This is a genomic window from Olivibacter ginsenosidimutans (genome assembly GCF_039542865.1).
GTDB lineage: Bacteria > Bacteroidota > Bacteroidia > Sphingobacteriales > Sphingobacteriaceae > Olivibacter > Olivibacter ginsenosidimutans.
Genome location: NZ_BAABIQ010000043.1, coordinates 102603 through 128081, shown reverse-complemented (window position 1 = coordinate 128081; position 25479 = coordinate 102603). Strand labels below are relative to the sequence as shown.

At 40.8% G+C, this 25479-nt stretch carries 17 protein-coding genes; 13 read left to right on the top strand and 4 right to left on the bottom strand.

Features of this window, described 5'->3' with window-relative positions; all coding sequences use genetic code 11:
- Positions 1–106 precede the first annotated feature (106 nt).
- The 5 genes from ABD930_RS18100 (at position 107) to ABD930_RS18080 (ending at position 5205) form a co-directional block, all read left to right on the top strand.
- Complete coding sequence (locus tag ABD930_RS18100; protein WP_345233864.1) at positions 107–1390, top strand: BamA/TamA family outer membrane protein; 1284 nt, start codon at positions 107–109, stop codon at positions 1388–1390.
- A 60-nt stretch (positions 1391–1450) separates the two neighbouring features.
- Positions 1451–1660 (top strand): helix-turn-helix transcriptional regulator, encoded by a 210-nt coding sequence (locus ABD930_RS18095; protein WP_345233862.1) that lies wholly within the window; start codon positions 1451–1453, stop codon positions 1658–1660.
- Positions 1661–1743: 83 nt separating this feature from the next.
- On the top strand, positions 1744–2397 hold the full coding sequence (locus ABD930_RS18090; RefSeq protein ID WP_345233860.1) for a hypothetical protein: 654 nt from the start codon (positions 1744–1746) through the stop codon (positions 2395–2397).
- A gap of 223 nt (positions 2398–2620) precedes the next feature.
- The gene (locus tag ABD930_RS18085) at positions 2621–3313 is read left to right on the top strand and encodes an ABC transporter permease (protein WP_345233858.1); all 693 of its coding nucleotides are present in this window, start codon (positions 2621–2623) and stop codon (positions 3311–3313) included.
- Positions 3205–5205, top strand: coding sequence for an FtsX-like permease family protein (locus ABD930_RS18080; protein ID WP_345233856.1), 2001 nt, complete (start codon positions 3205–3207; stop codon positions 5203–5205). The genes ABD930_RS18085 and ABD930_RS18080 overlap by 109 nt, the downstream gene beginning before the upstream one ends.
- Here the strand turns inward: ABD930_RS18080 and ABD930_RS18075 are convergent.
- Together ABD930_RS18075 and ABD930_RS18070 are read right to left on the bottom strand one after the other, a co-directional pair.
- Positions 5174–5791 carry a GNAT family N-acetyltransferase gene (locus ABD930_RS18075; RefSeq protein ID WP_345233854.1) on the bottom strand — a complete coding sequence of 206 codons (618 nt, stop codon included), beginning with the start codon at positions 5789–5791 and terminating at the stop codon, positions 5174–5176. The genes ABD930_RS18080 and ABD930_RS18075 overlap by 32 nt on opposite strands.
- Before the next feature lie 38 nt (positions 5792–5829).
- The gene (locus tag ABD930_RS18070) at positions 5830–6048 is read right to left on the bottom strand and encodes a helix-turn-helix domain-containing protein (protein ID WP_345233852.1); all 219 of its coding nucleotides are present in this window, start codon (positions 6046–6048) and stop codon (positions 5830–5832) included.
- 172 nt (positions 6049–6220) lie between these two features.
- Here ABD930_RS18070 and ABD930_RS18065 point away from each other — a divergent pair, with 172 nt between their 5' ends.
- A complete protein-coding gene (locus ABD930_RS18065) occupies positions 6221–8005 on the top strand; it encodes a HEPN domain-containing protein (protein WP_345233850.1) in 1785 nt (594 codons plus the stop codon).
- A 77-nt stretch (positions 8006–8082) separates the two neighbouring features.
- Here ABD930_RS18065 and ABD930_RS18060 read toward each other — a convergent pair whose 3' ends face one another.
- Entirely contained in the window at positions 8083–8652 is a 570-nt protein-coding gene (locus ABD930_RS18060; protein WP_345233848.1) for a PhnA domain-containing protein, read from the bottom strand.
- Between the two features lie 1379 nt (positions 8653–10031).
- Between ABD930_RS18060 and ABD930_RS18055 the strand changes: the two genes are divergently transcribed.
- The 4 genes from ABD930_RS18055 to ABD930_RS18040 all read left to right on the top strand — a co-directional run bounded on the left by ABD930_RS18055 (position 10032) and on the right by ABD930_RS18040 (position 19230).
- Positions 10032–10541: a hypothetical protein gene (locus ABD930_RS18055; protein WP_345233846.1), complete on the top strand. Its 510-nt coding sequence runs from the start codon at positions 10032–10034 to the stop codon at positions 10539–10541.
- Positions 10542–10849: 308 nt separating this feature from the next.
- The gene (locus ABD930_RS18050; protein ID WP_345233844.1) at positions 10850–13264 is read left to right on the top strand and encodes an ABC transporter permease; all 2415 of its coding nucleotides are present in this window, start codon (positions 10850–10852) and stop codon (positions 13262–13264) included.
- A gap of 118 nt (positions 13265–13382) precedes the next feature.
- Positions 13383–15803 carry an ABC transporter permease gene (locus tag ABD930_RS18045; RefSeq protein ID WP_345233842.1) on the top strand — a complete coding sequence of 807 codons (2421 nt, stop codon included), beginning with the start codon at positions 13383–13385 and terminating at the stop codon, positions 15801–15803.
- Between the two features lie 169 nt (positions 15804–15972).
- Complete coding sequence (locus tag ABD930_RS18040; protein ID WP_345233840.1) at positions 15973–19230, top strand: S41 family peptidase; 3258 nt, start codon at positions 15973–15975, stop codon at positions 19228–19230.
- 183 nt (positions 19231–19413) lie between these two features.
- Here ABD930_RS18040 and ABD930_RS18035 read toward each other — a convergent pair whose 3' ends face one another.
- On the bottom strand, positions 19414–20070 hold the full coding sequence (locus ABD930_RS18035; protein WP_345233838.1) for a hypothetical protein: 657 nt from the start codon (positions 20068–20070) through the stop codon (positions 19414–19416).
- Between the two features lie 462 nt (positions 20071–20532).
- On the opposite strand from ABD930_RS18035, the gene ABD930_RS18030 reads away from it, so the two are divergent.
- The 3 genes from ABD930_RS18030 (at position 20533) to ABD930_RS18020 (ending at position 25349) form a co-directional block, all read left to right on the top strand.
- On the top strand, positions 20533–22152 hold the full coding sequence (locus ABD930_RS18030; protein WP_345233836.1) for an ABC transporter permease: 1620 nt from the start codon (positions 20533–20535) through the stop codon (positions 22150–22152).
- Positions 22153–22190: 38 nt separating this feature from the next.
- A complete protein-coding gene (locus tag ABD930_RS18025) occupies positions 22191–22895 on the top strand; it encodes an ABC transporter permease (protein ID WP_345233833.1) in 705 nt (234 codons plus the stop codon).
- Between the two features lie 81 nt (positions 22896–22976).
- Positions 22977–25349, top strand: a complete 2373-nt coding sequence (locus ABD930_RS18020; RefSeq protein WP_345233831.1) for an ABC transporter permease — start codon at positions 22977–22979, stop codon at positions 25347–25349.
- Positions 25350–25479: the final 130 nt, after the last annotated feature.

Here is a 25479-nt window from a genome sequence, read left to right as displayed (position 1 = left end):
GGCAGCTACTTCGAGATAGCTTGTACAAAAACTGTTAAATGACTTTATTATCTACATAAAATAATTTATGTTTGAGAAAGAACCACCGCTTTTTAATGATTAATAGATGGGAAAGGCTCACACAAGAAACCGCTTTTTATGCTTCGGCAAGAGAATACCCTATGCTAAATTTATTTCATTCGTATTTATTTTTCTCATCAGCACCGGTATTATACGAGCTCAACGCCCTGGTTATGAGCTTGAACCTTCGCGATCTAAGGCTGATACAACCAAGCAACGGGATTTAATTGACATTGCTAAGGACATCTTAAATATTGAACCTCCAAAGGGCCCAGACAGTAGCGGTAAATCTATTTATTTTTCCTTTCTTCCTTTTTCAACCACCGTACCAGGAGGTGGACAAGCCCTTATTACATCCACCACTGCTGGATTTTATACTGGAAATCGGAAAACAACCCACATGTCTAGGGTAACTTTTACCCCCTACACCAACTTTAAAGGTCGCTTCGGTCTTCCTGTCCGTTCGTATATATGGTTAAAAAACAATGAATGGGTCATCATTGGCGATACCCGTTTAATGAAGTATCCCCAGTACACTTGGGGACTAGGCCGGCAGCACGACGATGACGACAAACTGCTAGTCGATTACACTTATTTTCGTTTTTATCAACATGCACTCCGTAAGATAAACGATGCCTTATTTGCGGGAATTGGTTATAACCTCGATTATCGGGTAAACATTGACGCAGATAAAGATGGGATTTTACTACGCGACTATACCCAATATCCGTACGGTACTGATGATTTTGGTCGTAGCCTATCATCCGGATTAAGCATGAATGTGCTGTTTGACACTCGCTCCAATTCCATTAACCCAATAGACGGTTATTATATGTATTTTCAATACCGTTTAAACCCCCATTTTATGGGAAATGACCATTCCTGGAGTTCGGTATATCTAGATGTAAGGCGATACCTACGTTTCACCAAAGATCCGAATCGGCAAAATATGTTAGGCATATGGGGCTATTATTGGTCTGTCTTAAATCGAAAAATACCTTATCTCGACTTACCTAGCATTGGTTGGGACGTCTATAATCGATCTGGGCGGGGTTTCGACCAAAATCGTTTTCGCGGCAGGCATCTTTTTTATCTGGAAGCCGAATATCGCCGCGATATTACACAAAATGGCTTATTGGGTTTTGTGTTATTTACCAATACCAATACCGTATCTGGACCTAAAAGTCAGTTGTTCAAAGATTGGAATCAGGCTTATGGGGGCGGCTTACGTATCAAATTCAATAAGGGCTCTGGCACGAACATCGCCATCGACTACGGTAGAAGCAAAGATTTTTCAGGATTCCAGATCGGTCTAGATGAGGTTTTTTAGCTTTTTGCTTTTCACTTTCTTTTGCCTATATTGTCCCATTAATCTGCTTTGACAACGTATATGGATAAAAAAGTTTACAATCGTATTAAGGCTGTCTTAGCCGAACAGGGGAAAACCAATAAATGGTTGGCCGAAACACTAGATCGTAATATTAATACGGTTTCAAAATGGAGCACCAACAAAATGCAACCCACGGTAGAATCGTTATTTGAAATCGCAGAAGCATTAGAAGTAGATGTTCGCAGCTTGTTGATTTCAACGAAACCCTAATTCTTGCTAAGCCTAGTTGACAAACGCAGGGGAGTATTAAAAATAAGGTATATCTCATAGGTATTAAAACAGTAAAATAAAAAATGGCTTATCGGTTAGGTGATTTTGTCCGTTTCGTTGAAGAAGACTTCGAAGGACATATTACAAAAATAATCAATGATGAATTAGTCGGTGTAACTGGAGAAGACGGGTTTGAAATCCCTGTGCAACTATCCAAAATAACGAAGGTGTATGGCCAGCAAAATCGACGGGATGTTGATTTTGATGAAGAAGTTAAAGTACTTGCGGTAGCAAGCAGCCCTTTTATAACCGAGGGTATTTTTTTGGCCATTACGGGCGATCAGAAGCAACCTCGAGGTACCTTTCACTTAGTGAATGAAACATCCTTTAGTCTACTAACCAGTATGGGCATCGAAAAAGCCGGAAAGACGAGTGGTCTATATGCTGGTATTATCCACCCCAACAGTACTCAGCCAATCCACCATGAACATATTGGCGAAGTAGGGAACTGGCCTTTGTTTACTTTTCAGTTCCTGTTCCATACACCACAGCTAGCTGTAGCCAAAGCTCCTTTAACGCTAACTAAAAAGATCAAAGCCTTTGATTTAGCAGAACCCAAAAAACATGTTCCTTTACTCGGTGAAAGAGCTTGGCTCCTGCGTTTAGACGAAATAGAACAACTGGATATCGAAAAGCTGAAAGCGAACTTTATCAGCCATCGACCACAAAAAAGGTAAGCTTCATTTTCAAGTGATAAATTAACTGTTTTAAGTTCTTACCTTATCTCGATTCCAACTCCTACAAACTGTTCATTTCCGAACAAAAAACTGTTCGGTATCGAACACTAATTGATTGAGCACCCTCCAAAACAGTCAGCAAACAAACGTCTTGGCTTTGGCGTGATTCGTGTGATGATACTCGTATAAAACCTAAAATACCGGATTTAACACCAAGAACGACATGTTAAGACCATTTAAAACGCTCGCCCGATCTTTATGGAAACATAGGCTTTTCACCACTATCAACATTCTTTCGCTCACGCTGTGCCTCACGAGCGTCATCGGTATGCTATTATTGGTTAATAAGCTGGTAACGTTCGACAACTTTCATCAAAAAGGGGATCGTTTATTTGGCCTGGAACAAGGTGATCATAAAAATCCCTTATCGCCAGGTACGGTATATCCTGTAGTAGAGAGACTCAAAGCCGATTTTCCGGAAATCGAAGCTTATACCCGTACCTTAACTTGGGATACTTACCTTTTGGGCTACGGACAAGGAACATGGTCTGTTACACCTGACTTTGTCGATCCCGACTTTCTGTCCATGTTCTCTTTTCCCTTGCGTTACGGAAACATAAATACCGCTTTAGCCGACCAAAATAGCATCGTACTTTCTGCTGAATTAGCTTTACGTATTTTTGGAAATATCAATCCCGTTGGAAAAGAAATTGCGTGGAATGACTCTTTACGCTTAAAAGTAGGGGGTATATTGAAACCCCTTCCGGGGGCATCTTCCCTACAATTTACCGCATTAATGCCCATGCAATGGTTATACGCAAACACGCCCTATTTTCGCCAGATGACAACAAGTTGGGAAGACCGATTTCTAACCTCCTACGTATTACTCAAAAAGGGCACCAACCCTTCAGGCTGAACGGTGGAACGGAGCGCTATGAAGTAACGGGAGTTGCCGAAGATGCACCACTCAATTCACAGATTCAATACGACTTAATTATCTCGTTTAGCAGTTTGGAAGCCTCCAAAACAGAGGTATGGCACACAGCAAATTACATTACTTACCTCCTCCTGCAAAACGCCAATCAAATTGCTCCGCTATCCCGCTCCATCTCATCTGTTATACCAACAGTAACCCGTGAAGAGTTGGGGCTTTCTGCAGACGATTATTGGACCATGCGCTTAGAGCCTCTTAAATCCGTGCATTTGCATTCTAATTTGGCAGGACTAGAGTCTAATGGCAATATGACCTATATCTATGTACTAAGCATCGTTGCCTTCCTAATCCTACTGATTGCTTGCGTCAATTACACGAATTTAAGCGTCGCCCAATCAGCCAACCGAGGGACCGAAATCGGCATTCGTCAAGTGATGGGCGCCGGTAAACAACAATTGCTTAGGCAGTTTTTGAGCGAATCTGTTTTGGTTACCTCGCTTGCTTTAGTTTTAGGTTTTATGATCTGTGCGGCTTTGTTACCTTTATTCAATAACATAACAGGGAAAACCTTTTCTTATGGGCTGTTGTTCCGCCCATGGTTTTTGCTGGCTACGATCTTACTCAGTTTAGCTATTAGCTTACTTGCCGGGGCTTATCCAGCTGTTATTTTGAGCAGCAAGCGTTTGGTTACCAAACTCAAATCTGGCTTACAGCTAACGCATTCGGGAGGATTAATGCGTAAGGGCTTAATCGTTCTGCAATTTACCATTGCTATTTTTCTATTAGCAACAACCCTGATTGTATTAAAGCAAATTCATTATATCCAAAATAAGCATTTAGGTTACGATCGTTCCCATATACTCGTGTTGCCTATCGATCGTAAGACACATGGGGTATATGAGCAATTGAAACAGGCATTTAAAGCGGATCCGCATGTATTAAGTGTTACCGGTGCTTACGAAGACCCTACCGATATCGGTTGGGGTGATGGTATTCAAGCTGATGATGGTACCGGGCCTAAAAATCTTTCGCTAAATGCCACTCCCGTAGATGTTGATTACCTCAAAACCATGGGTATGACTTTGGTGGCAGGCAGAGATTTTACATCCGCCGATTTCATGACAGAAGATACGGCTGCCCAGGGTTCTTCCTATCAAATGTCGTATATATTAAATGAAAAAGCGGTAAGCGACTTGGGATGGACACCCGAAAAAGCTCTTGGACAAATTATTGCAAAGAACACCCCAGGTCCTGTAGTCGGCGTAGTTAAAGACTTTCATTTTTCGTCACTGCATACCCCCATCGGTCCACTCCTGATTTTTCCAGATACTTCAATGGTTAAACAGCTTTTTGTTAAAGTAAAAAGCGACAACTTAGCTGCAACACTCGCCTCTTTGGAAAAAGCGTGGAAGGCCCGCGTTGGACACCGGACATTTGATTATCATTTTATGGATGACGACTTCCAATCACTCTACAAAACGGAAGAACGCATTGCGGGCTTATTTTCCATTTTTTCAGGAATTGCCATTACTTTAGCCTGTCTAGGTTTGTTTGCATTAGCCGCTTTTACCACCATTCAGCGAACCAAGGAGATTGGCATACGAAAAGTCTTAGGAGCCAATATACCGGATATTGTCGTCCTTATTTCCAAGCAATTTTTAGTCCTTGTGGCTGTTGCTTTCTTAATTGCCTGCCCCTTAGCTTGGTGGCTGGGTAATGATTGGTTAACTGATTTTGCTTACCGCATGGAATTAAATAGCTGGATTTTCGTTTCGGCGGGTATAACGGCTATCAGCATTGCCGGTATCACGGTTAGTTTTCATGCCATTCGGGCGGCATTGGCTAATCCGGTGAAATCATTGAGGAACGAATAGTTCCCGGTATTGTCGATTCGTGTTTTAATAGGTATAAGGAGTATCCGAAATCGAGCGTTTTAAAAATGTGGAATCCATGCCGTTCATACCAAAGGATATTCTTACGTGTGGAAGTTTCTAAATATATGGATTTATCTTGTTTTTTAGCTTCTTCTATGACCAAACGAAGCATTTCCGATCCTTTCCCTTTTTGTCGCGCTTTACTTTCAACGCCTATAAACCATAGGTAACAAATTTCTTTTGATGGATATTGAGCTTTAATTCGTGCTTCTCTATGAAGTGCCTTTTTCACCTTCCGTAATCCTATAGTACGTAGGACGAGTTTTAAATCCAGCAATAGGGTTTTCAAGTCCACACGCTTTTGATCAGGATATAAAAGAAGTGCCACCGCTGTTTTATCTTTGTTTAAAAAAACTTTCCCAAATCGCCAACAGAGATCAAAAGAATAATCCATCAGGTATTCCAGTCGCTGTTGTCTCTTCCGATCTTGCTTTACCAAATAATTAACACTTTTATTTTCTTGGAAAGCATCAGCCAAAATTTTTATCACGAGGGCCTTATCTTCAGTAGTAGCAGGGATCACCATAAGCCTCCAATTAAACGTTTACATTGAAAAACTATGTACTAATCCTCTTTTAACTCCAAATCTCCGAACAAGGTTAGCAACATTGCACAAGGGTCTACATCAATAGCTTTAGCAATCAATACTAATTCATCCGCCCGTAGTTTGGCTGTAGGATTTAAGGATAATTCACTAATTCGCGGTTTACTTAATCCGGTCCGCCGTGCTACCATTGATTTGTTAACCGATTTTTTAGCTAAATACTCACCAAGAGGGGTCATAGGAATTTTTCTTTAAGAATACGTTCAGGCAAATATTCAAAATATACAGAAATTCTGTACATTGTTTTTGAATATTGAAAATAATTCTTTAAAATTGTAAAGATATTCTTTACAAAAAGAAAGGAATAAAATACGATTTTCTATTCAATAGGAGCACTAAATTTTTATCTATATGGAAATACTTCAATCTATTTTAGAAAAACTGGCCGAAAAGATGCCCTTAGACAGTGTATATGAATTTTCCTATCGCTTTCAGGGCATCGCACAGTCACGATTACTCGTCGTGATTGATTCGAAATGCCAAGTATCTGCAAAAACACTAGAACCTATGGCTGAACTGTGTCTTGCTGAAACGCCGAAGCATCGTTTTCGCCTGATTCCTTACGGAGAACTGAAGACCGCCATTCAGCATGGCGCCTTGTATTATGTATTAGCTTGCCGCCAACCTCATCAAAAGCTCATTATAGGCAAGAAACCATTACCAAGCCCAACACGAAAAGAGCTGGAAAGCATTCGGACTAAGGCGCAAGAGCATTATGAAAAGGCAAAAGCCAAACAAGAGGATTTTTTGGAAGGTATGGAGTTTTACCGGAGCAAAGGTAATTTTTCACAAGCGCTTTTCATGTTACATCAGGCCGCTGAACTTACTTTCCGAGGTATGGAAAATGCTGTTTTTAAACGGGATCGCCCGTCTCATAGTTTGCAAGACCATTTAAAGCTAACTAGTCAATACCTTCCTGAATGTAGCAAGTTGTTTGATAAGGAGGAACCTTACTTCTACCGGCTTCTTAAACTTATCGATCAATCCTACACAGCAGTTCGCTATCAGCGAAATTTTGAAGTCGACCCAGAAGAACTGGAACAACTGACATCCAAGCTGCTACCGATCTTGACTTGGTGTACGCAATATGTGCAAGATTGTATGGCCGAGCTGGATGAAATGATCCGGCATGCTGAGGATGAAGCCCTAACTGAAGTTTACGCACCTGCAAATGCAATTAAGTCCATTCAAGTTTCATTACCGAAAAAGTTACTCTCCCATCTCCATGCGGAGCAGACACAGGCATTCACTACCATTTGCACGAACCTGATCAAAAGGGAGTCTTTACAGCAGCTGTTATTAATTGGGCTAGAAGCGAATAATACCAATAAGCTGCTCACCTACCTGCCGGAGACATCCGCGCCGCAAACAAAAAATGTACACTGCTTTGTTTTGGGCATCAGCATGCAGAATGGCGTAGCAAAAAGCCACAGCATTGATCATCCTCAGCTTCGGGTTACTGTTATCTTAACAAGTGTAACCCATGCTAGCAGAGCTTTAGAAAAGAAAAATCGCTTTTTTATACAGACCTTAACGAATGGTTCGACTTTATACCGCGACTCCAAAACCGATAAGCTGGGAATTCCTTCGGCAGATTGGGTACAAACCCTGGATAAGGCCCGTGCAGCGTGGAACTACAGAAAATACAAAGCCGAAACGTTTCTTAACTGTGCCCAACTTTCCCTAGAGCAAAGGAAGGACACGCACATCACGCTGTTTTTAATTTCGCAAAGCATGGAACAGCTTTGCATAGGCCTAATCTATGCATGCCTCGGCTATCATGCCGATCAGTGTAACATTCCCTTCCTGCTTCAGGTTACCAAGCTTATATCTCCGAAATTGGCCGATTGCTTTACAGTAGATGGTGTTTCTGTTTCGCCGTCAATACTAAAATCAATTAGCAACAGCCTTCATGCGGTTCGGTATAAAAAAGAAGCTGCTCCGAGTGATACGGAACTGAAGACGGCCATGGCTTGTTATGATCGCTTTCAGACCATAGCCAAGGAGTGCTGTGAAAACAACTTGATAACCCTCGAGAACATGATACTGCAAAGTCAGCCTATACCAAGTGAACATTCGGATTATACAGCAGATGATACCTCTGCGGTTATTCCAAGCAATTCTGTAGCAGTATAGACCACGGCTACCGTATTATGCACACATCCTATTTTGAGGGATATGCGCCGGTTTTTACGCTGCCGTATCCCTTTCTATTATTGCTTCCGTAAGTATTTCGTAAGAATCACAATAAGCTGGCCTTCCACTCGTCCTTCAATTTGCTCTGGGTTACCTTCTACTAAACGAATGTTCCGAACAACCGTTCCTAGTTTAGCTGAAATGGAACTCCCTTTCACATCTAATGTTTTCGTGAGCACTACTGAATCGCCATGTTGAAGGATATTACCATTGGCATCTTTATGCTGTTCTAAGGTTTCGTTAGTTCCTAATTCCAACGGTGCAGCCTTTGCCCATGCTAAGCGTTCATCATCAAGGTAAATAATATCCAAAGCATCCGCTGCCCAGCTTTCATTTTTCAAATGATTGAGCAAGCGCCAAGACAATACTTGTACCGCCGGTACTTCACTCCACATGGCTTCTGGCAGAAAGCGCCAATCATCTGCTGCGAATGGTTCTACACCACTTAACTGGTCTGCCAGCTTTTTTGCGATGTTGATTTCTTTAGCGCCATAGTTTTCAGGTCCTACTGAATAAACGACCAGTTCGCCGTTATCACCACTTAATTCACATTTACCGCCACTTCTAGCTGCTAGTTTATCATTCATGCGTATCTTTTTCTTAAATGACGCAAAGATAAGGTTTTACACCGAACTACAATTTCCGTTGAACATTATTAGCCAACAATGATTTCATTTGTGTAATAGCAACCTTATTTAACTGCAATAAACGTTCTTTTGAAGATAGTCCTTTGTTGTATCAACAAAGCGTTGATGCTTTCCATAATATAACCATTTTTTACAATCTCGGAATACGATTCCGAGATTGTAAAAAACCAAGAAAGTAATCAAGATGTATTTTGACAGTTATAAAATTTGAGTAGCGTTGAAATTCTTTAATGGGATAGATTTTGAATGCGGGGCTATCCACATACCAACTCAAATGCTATATCAGGAAGAGCATATGTTCCTCCGCATCGGCCTGCGGTAGCTTTAAGTCCAATTGCATTTGTTTTTTCAACCCATTCCTTAACACTGATTTTATAATTATTCAGGCCGACAGCACTTTTAAATATGGAGAATTCTCCATATTTAAAAGTGACATTATTCGCTGATTCCCAAATACCCAAATCAACATGTCCGTTAGTGATATATATTCCTTGTTCCCAATAGATAAAACAGAAATTTCCATTCCTTGTACATTAATCTTTTTATTCTTCGCCATAATTTTAAAATTTGGTTGAGGGCAATTTACCAAAACTACCATCAGGATACACTAAACATCACGAATATGAATTAAATGAACAGCTTCTACTAACTTCTGAAATCTGCCGTGTACCTTCCTGAAACCAAGCCTTCACCGTTGCTTTATATTCTAAACACTTAACTCCTGACTCAATTCTAACCAGTGCCTGGATACAAGGTATATAATCATTGTAATGACTCATCTTCCGTATTATACGTTCGCCATTAACACCTTTGGTATACAAAAAACGTTTGAAGATTTCTTTCCTCCGATATCTTTTAGCATTCACATTTTGGCTTATGAAGTCATAAATTTTGACGCTTTTAATAATTGTTTCCAGTGTTTTTTTAACGAGATGTTTAGCAGCTCACTGGTCAAAATAACATCATCAGATAGTTTTAGGAATACTTTTCTTTTCATATATCATCTATTTGGTTTAGTTGAATCGATATTACAAACATACAAATACGTTGCTAAAAAGCATATTAAAATGCTTATAAATAGTATTTATAATTTTTTAACAAGCTCTCCAGACACGTTTCTGACATATGAGGTAAAATAATTTAAGAGAAATACCTCAATGTGCCCGATATCACTTTTAGGTCTGCCCCTTATCACCATCTCCAACAAAAAACCAGCGTAACTTTACATCATCAGCAAAAAATAGGTAATCACCAATTGCTGAGTATAATAGAGGGCCTCGGCTTCTAGAGCAAATTATCGGACATAAAAATTCAAAATCATGAAAACGGCAAACACCCTGCGTACTTTTTTAAAAAAATTAACCATAAAGGATGCCGATGAACTCCTTTCGCTGCACACGTATCCTACGATGTATGGTGACTATTTCAAAAAAATGTTCGTTGCCGGAGAAGGTCCACAGCTTTTTACTCAACGGTTATTATGGCTTACCAAATGTGCCTACACCATCCGGCTTCAGGCAGAACCATCCAAAATTATTGGAGCGTGCATGGTTTACAGTAACCATCAACATCACCCTGAATATTTTCTAGGCGGTACGCTGTTGTCTGGTTATCGGCAAAAATCCATTCTTTTAGATGCCTTTGATCAATTAAAAGATCTCGTAAAATATGGTTGCGGGATTACACAACTCCAAGCGATAGAGAACCGGACAGAACCAAAAGTATTGCCCGTAGTCCGGCTACGAAAGATGCTACCTGCCCCTCAAAAACAAGTTGATAATTATGGCATTACCGCTATAAAGTCTTCGAATAAAGCCTTACGTGTTTAAAGACAATAACCCTTAACATACACTTTAAGAACCCAAACCCACCACAATCGCATTGTTGGTTTATTCCTGCTGTACGGAAACGGACAAAAATATGTCCGTTTCCGTACAGCACATTCCAAGCAAGACTCAATTTTTGCATCAAATAAGCTCAATTCTGATTTGGCCGTGTAATTGCGTGTGGCTAACCGATTAAGATTCATCGACTGGGATGACACGAAAGTCTTGATACTTATGTCTTGCTACTTGATACTATAAATCTGGCTACGGCGAAGAGCGAAGGATCCAAGAACGATTAACGAACAACAAAAATGTTAAAGAATTACCTCAAAATCGCCTGGCGCAACTTGCTAAAAGATAGGACTTACACGATTATCAATACCGTGGGCTTGGCACTAGGTTTAGCGGCGAGCATGCTCATTGCACTATATATCATCGACGAGCTGAGCTATGACCGTTATCATGAAAAAGCAGACCGGATTTACCGGCTCGAAGCCGATTTTATGGTTAACGGCAATACCTTTCATGAGCGAACAGTACCGGCACAATTCGGTTCGGTATTAGTAAAAGAGTATCCAGCTATTGAAAATTACGCTCGTGTGCAAGGGCCGAGAAAGGCTTTAGTGAGGAAACCGGGCACTCTGGACACGTTTACTGAAGAAAATGAAGTATTTGCAGATGCTGCACTTTTTGACATCTTTACATTCAAGGTATTAGCTGGAAATCCTCGGATCAGTTTACAAAAGCCCAATACAGTAGTATTATCCAAATCGATGGCCCTCAAATACTTTCACAGTACTGAGGTTGTAGGCAAAGTGCTTCACTTGGACAATACAGTCGATTATGAGGTGGTAGGTGTGATTGATGATATGCCTCCCCAATCACATATACGCTTTAACTTCATACAAGCGATGGCTGGAAATCCCGAAAGCCACGATGCTAACTGGATGAGTGATAACTTTGTGACCTACCTCCTTACAAAGCCGAGCTTATCTCAAAAAAAACTAGACACTTATTTGAGGCAGGCAACACTGAAGTACATGGATGGCCCATTAAAAACCATGACCGGCAGCAGTATTGCCGAACTGGAGGCAAAACAAGAACACTTCCGCTATAATAGCATGCCTATTCGGGATATCCATTTAAATTCGACGCTATTGGATGAAGCAGAACCCTCAGGAAATCGCCAGACGGTCAATTTATTTATAGTCATTGCTACTCTGATTATCTTAATTGCCTGTGCTAATTTCACAAATCTAGCCACTGCCCGTGCGAGCAGAAGGGCGAAAGAAGTGGGAGTACGAAAAGTGATTGGCTCATCCCGACTAAATTTAATGCTCCAATTTTTAACGGAATCGATTCTGACGACGTTAATTGCGACAATTATTGCTACGATACTGGTGAGTTTATTGTTGCCGACATTAAACCAGATCAGCGGAAAAAACATCATTTTCCTGTCGCTTGAAAATTGGTGGCTACCAACAACGATGCTGTGCTTTTCGTTGTTAATCGGCCTTTTGTCTGGCATCTACCCTGCTTTCTTTCTCTCTGCTTTTGAACCGGTGAAAACGTTAAAGGGTAAGATAGCCCAAGGGCTAAAAAATAGTGGTCTTCGGAATGCTTTAGTTGTTTTTCAATTCGCGGCGGCTATCATTTTGCTGATTAGCACCGCTGTTATTTTAGCACAGTTGCATTACATTCAAAACAAGCGTTTGGGCTATGAGAAAGATCAGGTTTTAATCATCAAAAATGCCCGCTCTTTATACAAGCAACTTCCGCTTTTTAAAGAGCAGGTAAAAAATCTTCCTGGCGTGCAATCGGCTAGTATCACCTCTTCGCTACCAACTGATCTCAATCGAAATACGCATATTTTTTCGAAGGACGCAGCAAAAAGCAGTGGAGGAGTAAGGGGCATTGCCCAATTCGATATTGATCACGATTACCTCCCTACATTGGGCATGGAAATTGTAAAAGGCAGGAATTTCCTGTCGAACGACGTAGCCGATTCCGCAGCCCTGCTCATCAACGAAAGTGCGGCACGCTTGCTGGCCTTTGGAAACCCTATTCGTAAGTCGCTCTATGAAGGCGGGGGAAAATACGAGATTATCGGTGTGGTAAAAGATTTTAATACGGGTTCCTTACACAACACCATTCCCCCACTGGTTTTCAAGCTTACCGATATAGCCAGCTATCTTGCCATCCGCGTTAAAACAAGCCATTTAACTCCATTACTAAATCAAATAGAAAAACAATATCATGATATAGATGGTATGGCCGGACAGCCGTTCAGTTATTCTTTCTTAAATGATAATTTTAACCAGCTATATCAGGCCGAGCAACGGGCGGGCAAATTATTTATGGCAGCGGCTATTTTTGCCATCTTTATTGCCTGTTTAGGATTATTCGGCTTAATCAGCTACAGTTGCCAACAGCGAACCAAAGAAATTGGAATTCGAAAGGTGCTGGGCGCTTCAATAACCTCAGTTGTCCAGATGATTTCGGTCGATTTCATCCGTTTGGTAGCGATCTCCATCCTCGTAGCCTCACCTATCGCCTGGTGGAGTATGAGCCACTGGTTGGAAGATTTTGCATATCGGATTTCTATACAATGGTGGATGTTTGCCCTTGCCGGAACAATGGCATTGTTTATTGCTTTACTAACCGTAGGGTTCCAAGCTATCAAGGCGGCATTAGCCAATCCAATAGAGAGTTTAAGGAATGAATAAATTTAGTTATTGGTTATTAGTTCCTGGTTATTCGTAGACCTGCCTATCAAGAATTGGTTAAAAGCATGGTGTCAAACGAACGGATCTAACAACTAATAACGATTAACAAACAACGAAAATGCTAAAGAATTATATCAAAATCGCCTGGCGCAACTTGTTAAGATATAAATTTATATCCTTTATCAACTTATTCGGCTTAAGTATAGGCATTACCTGCTGTCTGCTCATTGCGCTATACGTTTCTGATGAGTTAAGTTATGACCGCTATAATAGGCATGCGGAACGCATTTATAGGGTTGAACGTACGTTTTTGAATCCAGAAGACAAAAGCGTCTCTTTAGCCCTGAGCTCAGTAGCGCCGCCCATTGCTCCTTTATTGAAAAATGATTTTAAGGAAATACAAGTTATTACCAGCCTATATCCAGTAGGAAACGCCACTTTTCAATACCAGGATAAGCGATTAAATGAAGCGGAAATCTATTTTGCCGATGAAAATCTATTTAACGTGTTTGATTTTCAATTAACCGAAGGTAACCCTGCCAATGCCTTAACGGAGCCATTTTCGATGTTAGTAACAGAAGAAATGGCCCGTAAATACTTTGGTGCTGAAAATCCGCTAAATAAACTTATCAAGCTGAATAATCAATTTGTTTTCACGGTAACCGGTGTATATAAGGCATTGCCTAACCAATCCCATTGGCATCCTCAAGTTATGCTTTCTTTCGCTACCTTAAGGGATAAATCGATCTATGGAGAGGAAGCACTACGAACCAACTGGGGAAACAATGCCTTTTACGATTATATTTTATTACCCAAGAACTATGACGCTAAACAACTGGAAAGACAGTTTCCTGCCTTCCTTGACCGGCATATCGCTGAAGAAAACAGTATCAAAGCTCATCAGTGGAGCGCTCTTTCTTTACGAAACTTAAATGATATTCATCTTCATTCCCATAAGGATTCGGAACTGGAAGAAAATGGAGATATTAAGCGTATCTATATCTTTACGGTCATTGGTTCTTTTATCTTGCTGATTGCTTGTATTAACTATATGAACCTCTCTACAGCACGGTCTGCTCTCCGGGCGAAAGAGATTGGAATCCGCAAAGTAGTAGGCGCCGAAAAACGCGAACTTATTTATCAATTTTTAAGCGAAAGTATTTTACTCAGCTTACTAGCCACGTTAATTTCCCTTCTAATAACTGGATTAGCCTTAGCCGGACTGAATAGTCTATCAGGAAAACAAATCGACTTTTATCAATTGATCCAACCAAAAGTACTAACGCTAATAACCTTACTATCAGTGCTTACCGGGATATTGTCGGGCTTATACCCAGCATTATTTTTATCAGGATTTAAGCCTATTAAAGTACTTAAGGGAATTATAAAGAATGGAGAGAAAACCCTCTCTTTAAGGAAAGTATTGGTAGTCTTTCAATTTGCGACATCTATCGCACTTATTATCGGAACGATTATCGTATTTCGCCAGTTAAACTATATGCAAAACAAAAGTCTTGGGTTTAATAAAGAACAGATTGTTATATTAGAAAATGATGAAGCATTGAAAAACAGCTTTCCCTCTTTTAAAATGACGTTATTGACTAATCCCACAATCAAAGAAATTGGTAGATCGAGTCGCATTCCTTCAGGAAGACTCCTCGATGCGCAAGCCGCTCAAATGGATATAGGCAACGGCTTAGCCCCTACCAAAGCTGACATCAAATATGTGCGAGCAGATGAAGGGTTTATTCCCGCATATTCCATTCCTATTAAAGCGGGTAGGAACTTCAATCGTAGCGATGGAACAGACAGTTTATCGTTCATCATCAATGAAACCGCCGTTAACGTATTAGGCTTGAAATCGAATGAAGAGGCAATAGGCAAGCCGTTCAACTATGGCGGCCGTTCCGGTCGAATTGCGGGAGTGATGAACGATTTCAATTTTGAATCGCTGCATCAACGGATCATTCCCTTAGTTTTATTTAACGCTCTCGAGCAGAATGATTACGGCCGGATATCCATCAAAATAAAAGGAAATATACAGCAAGCCTTGCAGCATATTCAAACAACATGGGAAGAATATTTACCTGAAAAACCTTTTGAATATACCTTTTTAGACGATAGGTTCGACGACCTCTATAAAGCAGAACATCAACAGCAAATTATATTCTCTGTTTTTTCTTGTATTGCTATTATCATTGCGTGTCTGGGATTATTTGGGCTATCCTCCTTTACCATAACACAACGCATAAAAGAAATTGGTATACGAAAAGTCTTGGGAGCCAGCACGAAGAGTATTATCCAATTGTTGTCGACCAATTTCTTGTTCCTTGTGGGTATATCTGCTCTTGTTTCATTTCCGATTACGTGGTATGTGATGAGCCGCTGGTTAAACGATTTTGCCTATCGCGTGAATTTAGAGTGGTGGGTATTTATTATGGCAGCTATTCTTGCCTTGCTCATCGCTTTTTTCACCATCAGTTTTCAAGCTATCAAAGCGGCATTAGCCAACCCGGTAGAGAGTTTGAGGAATGAATAAAATTAGTTGCGAGTTGCCAGTTACCAGTTGTGCGCAAAAAAGTTTAAATACAGGAAGCATAGAAGGCAGGTCTAAAAAAGCATATCAATATATCAATCATTTGACAAAACCAAACCGGTTATTGCAACCTAACTTCATTATATTTGGCTACACATAATAATTTCACTACATGAATAAACTTTTTTCCTATCTTTTCCTTGCTTTCTTTTTTCTCCATACGGCCAAAGGGCAAGAAGCCCGATTACTACGTTTTCCAGCTGTACACGGCAATCAAGTGGTGTTTACGTATGCCGGCGATCTATACCTCGTCCCTTTGGATGGAGGCTTAGCTAGACGCATTACCAGTCATCCCGGCTATGAAATGTTTGCTAAATTTAGTCATGATGGTCAACAAATCGCCTTTACCGCGCAATACGATGGTAATACTGAAGTTTTTGTCATGCCTTCGAATGGCGGCATTCCAAAACGGATCACGTATACGGCTACATTGGGTAGAGATGATGTAGCCGACCGTATGGGTCCGAACAATGTCGTTATGGGCTGGACATCCGATGACCAGCATGTCATTTACCGTACACGTGCTACTACTTTTAACGATTTTAAAGGAAACATCCGCTTAGCGCCGTTGAATGGCGATATGGGTCAAGAGCTGCCCTTCGCCGCCGCCTCTTGGATTTCGTACAGTCCCGATGGAAGTAAAATAGCCATGAACCGTGTGTTTCGAGAGTTTCGCACTTGGAAGTATTACCGAGGTGGACAGGCTGACGATATTTGGCTTTACGACAATAAAAACGAAACGACTGAAAACCTAACCAATAATCCAGCACAGGATATTTTCCCGATGTATTATGAAGACAAAGTGTTCTTTTTCAGTGACCGTCAGCGCACGATGAATCTTTTTGTCGTCGATACTAAAACCAAACAAACCCAACAACTCACGCATTTTACGGAATTTGATTGCAAATTTCCTTCCATAGATGGCCATATCATCGTTTTTGAAAATGGGGGTTATCTTTACCAATACAACATTACCACTAATCAACAGAAAAAAATACCGGTTACACTAGCGGAGGATTTATCTTCTGGCCGCAACAAACAGGTAGATGCGTCCAAATATATCACCAGTGCTTCGCTGTCTCCGGACGGTAAGCGCGTAGCCTTTGGCGCCCGTGGAGACATTTTTACACTTCCTGCAAAAAGCGGCGTTACCCGAAACCTGACCCAAAGCAGCAACGCACACGATCGCAATGTGGAATGGAGCCCAGATGGTAAATGGCTGTGCTACATATCCGACCGGAGTGGAGAAGATGAACTCTATATCCAGGCACAAGACGGGAGACAAGCTCCCAAGCAAATCAGCTCTGGAGGAGGATCCTATAAATTCAATCCCGTATGGAGTCCCGACAGTAAGCTTGTGTTGCTTTCAGACCGTAATCAGGATTTATATTATTACGACATTGCTTCAGGCAAAAAAACGTTGATCTTGCATTCAGATAATGGTACGGTAAATGATTATACCTTTAGCCCCGACAGTAAATGGATCGCTTTTACCCTCCCCGGTAAAGCACGTGAATTTGCCCTAATTTATTTATATCGCTTAGCCGATAAAAAACAGGTAGCGGTTACCGATCAATGGTACGAAAGTGGAGATCCCACATTTAGTCCCGATGGAAAATACCTTTACTTTACGTCCTCGCGCGATTTTAACCCAACATATAGCAGCACGGAGTGGAACCATGTATATAATAACATGACTCGTCCCTATTTCGTACGGCTCGCTAAAGATGTCGTTTCGCCTTTTGAGGCAGAAAACGATGAGGTAAAAATAGAGACGGATACGGTATCGGATAAAAAGATGGATAAGAAAAAAGAAGCCTCCCCGAAAGATGAAGAACATGTCGTGCGCATCGATGAAGAAGGATTGGCTGATCGTATTGAAAGTTTACCGGTAATTCCGGGAAATTATGCCAATCTGGTAGCCAGCAATGAAGGGCTTTATTACATGAGCCATTCTATGCATGGCGGCGGACTAAAATTTTATGCATTAAAGGATAAAAAGGAAAACGTCATTGGTTCTTTTGGCAATTATCAAGTAAGTCCTGATAGAAAGAAAATCCTTATCCGCAGTGGATCTGATTTTTTTATCGAGACCCTTAGTCAAGGTCCGCTCAATCCGAGTAACAAGGTTCCATTAGACGGTATGAAGCTCATCGTTGATTTACATGCCGAATGGAAGCAAGTCTATGACGAAAGTTGGCGGCAAATGCGTGATTATTTTTATGATCCTAATATGCATGGCGTGAACTGGAAAGCCATGCACGATAAATATGCAGCATTATTACCGTATGTAAACCATCGCAATGATTTAACCTATATCATTGGTGAGCTGATCGGCGAATTGAATATCGGTCATGCCTATGTTAATAGTGGAGACCGCCCAGACATAGAGCGCATTCCTATGGGATTGCTTGGGGCGCGTTTTTCCAGGGATAAAAGTGGCTATTATCGCATTGACAAAATCCTGACCGGAGAAGGCTGGGACAAAGACCTCTATGCTCCCTTATATGCGCCTGGCGTACAGGTAAAAGAAGGTGAGTTCATTATTGCCATTAATGGAAAATCCGTAAAAGATATGGACAATCTGTATCAGGGTCTTATTGGTCAGGCAGATCAACTGGTAGAGTTAGAAGTGAATGATAAAGCTTCTGAAAGTGGTGTGCGAAAATATATTGTCAAACCGGTAGCGAGCGAGGCCAGCCTTTATTACCACGATTGGGTGCAGCATAACATTAAGGTGGTTAGTGATGCCAGTGATGGAGCCATCGGTTATGTGCATATTCCGGATATGGGTGTAGAAGGGCTCAATCAGTTTGCTCGCTATTTTTATCCGCAACTGGATAAAAAAGCCTTAATTATCGACGATCGTGGTAATGGCGGAGGCAATGTCTCGCCCATGATCATCGAGCGTTTATTACGCCGGCCGAGTCTAGGCACTTTACGCCGGAACAACAAATCGTCTTCCGTGAAGCCCGATGCGCACATTGGTCCGAAAGTATTGCTCATCGATCAGTATTCGGCATCTGATGGCGACCTCTTCCCTTATCAATTTAAATACTTCAACATTGGTCCTGTTATCGGCCAGCGAAGCTGGGGAGGCGTTGTTGGGATTAGTGGTTCGCTACCCTTTATCGATGGCGGTGATATGCGTAAACCAGAGTTTGCCCACTTCGCCGCAGATGGATCTTCCTTTGTCATCGAAGGCCATGGTGTAGATCCGGACATCGAAGTGGTAAATGATCCGCATATTGAATATACGGGCAAAGACATTCAGCTAGAACGGGCTATTGAAGAAGTACAAAAACTATTAAAGGACGCAAAACAAACCCGTGTACCACCCATTCCAGCTTTTCCGGATAAATCGAAGTAACAAATTACGAACAGCGTGCATTGAAAATCGTCATCCGACCGTAGTGGAGGAATCTCATCCTTAACAGATGTCTATTCACTAGTATCCGTTTTAAGGATGTTTCCCTACGGTCGGTTCGGCTATGCTACATGACGAATAGGTTCACTCCATATGAGGGGTAATGTTTTTAGACGAAGGCGATCTTTAACCAAAATAATGCATTCGCCCTTCTATCGTTTTTAACAGCAGTTTACCTTCATGCAATAATTGGTATAAAACAGCTTTTAATTCACTTGGGAAAGGATAGATATTTCGGCTTACTAATTTCGTTACTTCAAAATGAATAGCATACGGCAATTGGGGTATCTGAAAAAATGCCCTGTTTTTTAACCGTTGCAACACATAAGCAATTTCACTCCTTATTTTACAGTTATCTTTGGGTGCTATAACTCGTATGGTTTCCACTAATTGAATCGCTTTATTACTTTTTTTTGTTTTTTCCTTTATTAGCCAAGGATGATGGATGCAATACTGACGCTCGTTTCCGCACTCATCCAGATTAACCCGTATGAAGCGTTTTTCCTGATACCCGTGAAACTCATCTTTCGCTAACAAAAGCTGTTCGTATAGCTTGTTTTTGAATATTTCGTCAAGTATTTTTCGATCATACTGATTTAAACGTGCCCCTCTTTCCATCCGTTCATAATCTACAAAATAATAGGGAGCGCGCCCTATCATAAAGGAAACTTCTTCCGGCGAATATCCAGCTTTTAGCCGTGCACTTAAATAAGCGTAATATTGTACAAACTCATCTTGGGTCAGCATACCTGCATAGGTTTTTATGGGTTTTGGTTTTATCATGGCTTAATACAGTTAGATTATTCAAAGATATAAAAATACCATTAAAAAGCATATTAAAATCCTAAAAAATTGGAAATGGCTGTTTTGTTAATAAAGCAATAACAAAATTCTTGTTCACTTCCGCACAAAAAGTGTCCGAAAACGAACGGTAAACCCACGTAGGAGATTATAAGCAACTACATATCAGCATCTTATATTTTTGGTTGCTTTTTTGAGTAGTTGAAAGCGGAAGCAAAAGAGGAAGGACATAAGACATAAGTATCAAGACACAAGACCACATTTTAGTTAAGCATAATAAAACGTAAAGCACAAAAAAGACTTAAGGAAGAAGGTATTTAAGAATATCTTGATACTTGATACTTGATACTTGATACTTGATACTTGATACTTGATACTTGATACTTTTAAAAAATATATCTAAATACAGAGTAAAGAGTAATAAGTACTAAATACTGTGCTAACATGTTAAAGAACTACTTCAAAATTGCTTGGCGAAACTTAGTAAGAGAAAAGGGATACTCTTTTATTAATATAAGCGGACTTGCGCTGGGAATAGCTGGGGCTACATTTATTTTGCTTTGGGCCCTTCATGAGAAGAGCTATGACCGTTTTTTTTCTAATTCGGATCGTATTTACCAGTTATGGTCGCAATTGCCTGTAGATGATAAAATTTTTAGCTTCGAATATTCACCTGAAGTGCTTGCCTCTTCCCTACAAAAAAATATACCCGAAATAGAAACAGCAACCAGCTACGTCCCTATTCCCGCTGTTTCGTATGCATATCGTGATAAGAAACTCAATCTTGCCACTGCTATCGTCGATTCTTCTTTTTTTAAGGTGTTTGATTTCGATTTTGCCCAAGGTGATCCAACCTCTTTCTTTCAAAATCCTACGACTGCCATACTAACAGAAAGCGCAGCCATTATGATTTTTGGAACGACCGATATCATTGGCAAGACGATTGAATTAACGGATCGGCAACTCTTGAACGTATCTGCCATTCTCAAAGACCTACCTAGCAATACGGAATTTAATTTTAAGATACTGCTCCCCTGGAATCTAGGAAAGCGTTTAGGACATGTTAGTGATCAATGGGATAGCTTTGAAGCCGAAACATTTATCCTTACACGTGAGCATGCACATACCGCTATATGGACGCAAAAAATTAGCTCCTTTATGCATCCGTACAAAACGGATGTGGCCATCGATCTTTATCCTTTACCTTTAGCCAAAAGGCATTTGCAAGCTAATTTTGAGAATGGAAAACGTAGTGGAGGAAAAATCGTATTAGTTAACAGCTTTATCCTGGTAGCTATCTTATTATTGAGCATCGCCTGTATTAATTTTATGAACCTAAGCACGGCAAAAAGCGAAAAACGGGCGATAGAAGTGGGCATACGTAAAGTTACCGGCGCCAGTCGCATATCCTTAATTAGTCAATTCTTGAGTGAAGCCATTATACTGACATCCTGTAGCGGCACACTCGCTTTGCTACTGATTTTTTTGCTACACCCTTTTTTCAATGATTTAACTGGGCAACAGATTTATTTACCGCTGAAAGAATATTGGTTCTGGTTATCGTACGTAACTTTCGTACTCTTTACAGGTCTATTAGCAGGTAGTTATCCTGCTTTTCTCCTATCTTCTTTCCGACCTGTACAAACCTTGAAAGGATCATTTTTATCGCTGAAATCAGGATTATCCATCCGTAAAATCCTTTGTATCATCCAGTTTACAGGGGCTATTATATTGATCATCGGCACCTCCGTTATTTACCAGCAAATTGATCATGCGCAAAACAGAAAGTCGGGTTATGATCGCTCTCGATTGATATATACGTCACTTAGTGCAATACAACAAAGAAATTATCCCGCTATAAAACAAAAGCTTTTAACTGACGGGATCGCTTCTTCCATAAGTAAGACATTCGCTCCTGTAACAGACCCAAATGCGATTGGAAACGGCTATACCTGGGAGGGATTTTCCGGAACGGGCACCTCTAGTACGCTTTTTGTTACGTTTGCAACGGAGGCCGACTTACTAAAACCACCGGAATACAGTTATTGGATGGCCGCGATCTAGATATTACACAATTCCCGTCGGATTCAAGTGCGCTATTAGTGAACGAAACGGCAGCGAAAGCAATGAATATGTCGTATCCCCTTGGAAAGTGGGTTGAACGCGATGGAAAAAAGTGGCATATCGTCGGATTGGTTCAGGACTTTGTACTGGAATCTCCCTTTCAGCAAATTCAGCCGCTATTCATAATGGGGCCATTCTCACAAATGAATACGATGCATATTAAACTGGCAGACAAATTATCTACCTCCGATGCACTAGCCAACTTAGGTAAAACTCTTCGTGAATTTGATAAGCGTGCACCTTTTGAATATCATTTCATTGATGAGGAATATGCACATAAATTCGCAGATGAACAGCGCACGGCCAAATTATCATTTTTATTTGCGGGTCTTACCCTCTTTATCTCTTGTTTAGGTTTATTTGGACTTGCTACCTACACAGCAGAACGGCGTAGCAAGGAAATTGGAGTCAGAAAAGTATTAGGGGCAACGGTAAGTAGTATTGTTCAATTGCTTTCTAAAGATTTTATAAAGTTAATAGGCATTGCCTTTATCATTTCCTGCCCTATTGCATACTATATGATGAATAGTTGGTTGGAGGATTTTAACTACCGCATTCAAATAGGATGGCAAGTTTTTGTTCTTACCGGAGCACTAGCGACGCTGATCACCTTATGTACCGTCAGTTTCCAATCCATCAAAGCCGCATTAGCCAATCCGGTAGATCGTTTGCGGAATGAATAATACAGTTGCCCGTTGCGAGTTGCCCGTTGTCAGTTTTGGTCGTACGCGCAACTCACAACGCGTAACGCATAACTAAAAAAAATGTTAAAGAACTACTTCAAAATTGCTTATAGAAATCTCGTTCGTCAGAAATCCTTTTCTGCACTTAATATTATCGGATTAACTATTGGTATGGCTGCCAGTATTTTTATTTTATTATGGGTACAGCATGAACAGAGCTACGATCATTTCCATAAGCACGCAGATCATATTTATCGAGTCACCGCTGAAGCTTCTGAAGATTTTCATGCTGCCATTAACAATGCTACCATGCCGCTCGCTTTACAAGCAACGGCACCTGCTATTCAAAAAGTCTTGCGGATCAGCCACCCTTCTAAAAATATATTGACCTATGGTGATGCCATTTATGAAGAAGAAAGAGGATTTTTTGTAGATTCAACGTTTTTTGATTTCTTTTCTTTTCCGCTGCTCGAAGGGAACGCCACTACTGCCCTTTTACGTCCTGATGCGATTCTGTTAACCAAAAGTCTGGCAAAAAAGTTTTTTGGAAATCGCTCTCCCTTAGGTCAAACGTTAAAAATGAATAATGAACAGTTGGTCACCGTAACAGGTGTATTGGCCGACCTTCCCCGCAATTCCCATTTCCAGTTTAATTACCTCATGCCTATCTCGGCCATCGCTAAAACCGATAAAGATATCGTGACTGGAACGTGGCGTAATTTTAATTTTTATGCTTACTTACTGTTCAACAAACATTTTGATGGCAGCAAGGCACATATCGAGGCCTTTGAACGGCAAATGAATGCCCTATATAAAGCGCACGAGCAACAGATGAAAGTCAATTTCCATCTCCAACCATTGACGGATATTCATCTGCACTCCCATTTACAAATCGAGCTAGACGATAATGGAAACCTCCAATATGTGCAAATATTATCGCTTGTAGCTTTCTTTATCCTTGGCTTAGCTTGTATCAATTTTATGAACCTGACTACCGCGCGGTCAATTAATCGCGCCAAAGAGGTGGGCCTACGTAAAGTAATGGGCTCTTTAAGGAAACAGCTGGTTAGCCAATTTCTAACAGAATCCGTATGCATGAGCTTGCTATCCTTAATACTTGCTGTCGGACTTGTTAAATTAACACTCCCGCTATTGAATGAATTAACAGCACAAGACTTGACCCTCGCCTTATTGCATGGAAAAACCATTACCCGGTTATTAGCTATTGCACTCATTACCGGGTTAGTATCGGGTAGTTATCCAGCCCTGTATTTATCGGGTTTCCGGCCAGTTAATGTATTGAAAGGACGAACGCTGTTTGGTAAAAACGATTCATTAACTTTTCGTAATACCTTGGTGGTTCTCCAATTTGTGCTCGCCATGTTATTGCTTACCGGTACCGTAGCTATCTATCAACAACTTGCTTACATCAAAAAAATGAATTTAGGCTTTAACCGCTCCAATTTGTTGTATGTGCCAATGCGCGGTAGTTTATATGATAAATTTGATGCCTATCAACACGAACTTGCACAAAATACGCTAACTGCCCAGTTTGCAATTACCAATATCCTACCCACCAATGTAATGACCGGTTCAGTACATGTACAATGGGAAGGGAAAGACCCAAACAGACAACCCATCATTCCAGACATGAGCGTAAGTAGTCGTTTTTTTGATGTGTTCCAGATGAAAATGGTGGCAGGCAGAACGTTCTTACCAAACTCCCAAGCGGATTCCAGTAACTTCATCATCAATGAAAAAATGGCCCATCTTATGGGATATGACCCATCCGCTGCAATTGGAAAGTCGCTAACCTTCGGTAGCAGGCTAGGCCAAATTGTAGGTGTGGTGAAAGATTTCAACTTTAAACCTATTCAGCAAACGATAGAACCTCTAGTCATCAAGCCAAATGACTATGGTGGTAACGTGATTGTCCGTACGCAGCCCGGGAAAACCGAGGCCACAATTAAAGCCCTGAAAAGGATAAATGAGACCATAGATCCCAATTCCCCCTTCTCTTTTGGTTTTTTAGATCAAGATTTGAATAACCATTATCAGGCGGAACAACGCATGGGCAACCTATTTAACCTTTTTGCTATATTGGCTATCTTTATTTCCTGCCTCGGACTCTACGGCCTCTCTGCCTTTATGACCGAACAGCGCTTCAAGGAAATTGGCATACGCAAAGTTTTGGGTGCTACAACTACCGGTATTGTATCTCTCTTATCTAAACGCTTCATCCGGTTGATTTGCTTGGCTATTTTAATTGCTTTACCCATTGCTTGGTATGGCGTAAATAGTTGGTTGAATAATTTTGCGTACCATATATCTGTTGGCTGGTTCGTATTTGCCGGGTCTGCTTTAACCCTATTGAGTATAGCGTTACTTACCGTGAGCTATGAATCTATTAGGGCCGCATTAGCCAATCCGGTGAAGTCTTTACATAACGAATAGTGACGTAAAGACGGGATCTCGATTGCTCGGCGTGGATAGTTTAAGGAATGAATGAGTGGAGTTATAGGTTGTAAGTAATACGTTTTATTAGTGAAAAGCAAAAAGCTTAAATATGGGATAAGACACAAGT

Bases quoted from the DNA above. Each gene is read 5' to 3' on its own strand.
- ABD930_RS18100 (WP_345233864.1), top strand. From the start codon at position 107: ATGGGAAAGGCTCACACAAGAAACCGCTTTTTATGCTTCGGCAAGAGA.
- ABD930_RS18095 (WP_345233862.1), top strand. From the start codon at position 1,451: ATGGATAAAAAAGTTTACAATCGTATTAAGGCTGTCTTAGCCGAACAG.
- ABD930_RS18090 (WP_345233860.1), top strand. From the start codon at position 1,744: ATGGCTTATCGGTTAGGTGATTTTGTCCGTTTCGTTGAAGAAGACTTC.
- ABD930_RS18085 (WP_345233858.1), top strand. From the start codon at position 2,621: ATGTTAAGACCATTTAAAACGCTCGCCCGATCTTTATGGAAACATAGG.
- ABD930_RS18080 (WP_345233856.1), top strand. From the start codon at position 3,205: ATGGTTATACGCAAACACGCCCTATTTTCGCCAGATGACAACAAGTTG.
- ABD930_RS18075 (WP_345233854.1), bottom strand. From the start codon at position 5,791: ATGGTGATCCCTGCTACTACTGAAGATAAGGCCCTCGTGATAAAAATT.
- ABD930_RS18070 (WP_345233852.1), bottom strand. From the start codon at position 6,048: ATGACCCCTCTTGGTGAGTATTTAGCTAAAAAATCGGTTAACAAATCA.
- ABD930_RS18065 (WP_345233850.1), top strand. From the start codon at position 6,221: ATGGAAATACTTCAATCTATTTTAGAAAAACTGGCCGAAAAGATGCCC.
- ABD930_RS18060 (WP_345233848.1), bottom strand. From the start codon at position 8,652: ATGAATGATAAACTAGCAGCTAGAAGTGGCGGTAAATGTGAATTAAGT.
- ABD930_RS18055 (WP_345233846.1), top strand. From the start codon at position 10,032: ATGAAAACGGCAAACACCCTGCGTACTTTTTTAAAAAAATTAACCATA.
- ABD930_RS18050 (WP_345233844.1), top strand. From the start codon at position 10,850: ATGTTAAAGAATTACCTCAAAATCGCCTGGCGCAACTTGCTAAAAGAT.
- ABD930_RS18045 (WP_345233842.1), top strand. From the start codon at position 13,383: ATGCTAAAGAATTATATCAAAATCGCCTGGCGCAACTTGTTAAGATAT.
- ABD930_RS18040 (WP_345233840.1), top strand. From the start codon at position 15,973: ATGAATAAACTTTTTTCCTATCTTTTCCTTGCTTTCTTTTTTCTCCAT.
- ABD930_RS18035 (WP_345233838.1), bottom strand. From the start codon at position 20,070: ATGATAAAACCAAAACCCATAAAAACCTATGCAGGTATGCTGACCCAA.
- ABD930_RS18030 (WP_345233836.1), top strand. From the start codon at position 20,533: ATGTTAAAGAACTACTTCAAAATTGCTTGGCGAAACTTAGTAAGAGAA.
- ABD930_RS18020 (WP_345233831.1), top strand. From the start codon at position 22,977: ATGTTAAAGAACTACTTCAAAATTGCTTATAGAAATCTCGTTCGTCAG.